Annotated in this window: 1 protein-coding gene; it reads right to left on the bottom strand. The window is 44.7% G+C overall.

The genetic code is table 11. The annotated features are described in order from the left end of the window. Positions 1 to 769, bottom strand: a 769-nt coding sequence (locus ACWHAR_RS25460) for a THUMP domain-containing class I SAM-dependent RNA methyltransferase (protein ID WP_452088231.1), incomplete at its 3' end; no start/stop codon positions are given. Between the last annotated feature and the right edge of the window lie 54 nt (positions 770 to 823).

Here is an 823-nt window from a genome sequence, read left to right on the forward strand (position 1 = left end):
AAATTGTAAGCGGCTGATCATAATTTGCCTTTTCTTCGACTTCAAGCCGCGCTTTGTTCCACAGATCTTTACCGATCCATTCCCAATCCTCTGATACAAAATCGCGGTTGAATCCCGGGGCGATGTTTTGGCCAATTAACGCCGCTTCTATCGCAATTGTTCCGGAGCCGCAGAAAGGATCAACAAACGGGCGGTCGGGCGTCCAATTGGTTAATTGCACCAAAGCTGCAGCAAGTGTTTCTTTAATCGGCGCACCGCCCTGATCGACACGGTATCCTCGTTTGTGAAGGCCCGTCCCTGATGAGTCCAGCGTAATCAGAGCCTGATCTTTCAATAAAGAAATTTCCACTTTATATTCGGCACCTGTTTCTTCAATCCAATCATTAGCTTTGCCGGATTGCAGCTTGAGCTTTTCGACAATTGCTTTTTTGACGATCCGCTGACAGTCGGGAACGCTTGCAAGTGTTGATTTTACCGATTTTCCGATGACAGGGAATTTCCCGTTTTCAGGTATAAATGAGCGCCAGTTAATCGCTTTCGTTTTTTCAAACAGTTCATCAAATGTTTTCGCTTTAAAAGAAGCAACCTGAACCTTTATGCGGTCGGCTGTTCTAAGCCAAAGGTTCGAACGGCAGATGGCAAGTGCATCACCTTCAAAAATAACTTTCCCGTTATCAACCTTGCATTCGTATCCTAAATCTCGTACTTCCTTTGCGACAACAGCTTCAATGCCCATCGGCGCCGTTGCAATTAGTGTATACTTCTTCATCGTATCACCCTGTCTTTTAAAACTTTTCTCTTTTCAAGATAAAAGCTCTCCTTA

It is taken from the genome of Bacillus sp. LR--39, assembly GCF_053613335.1.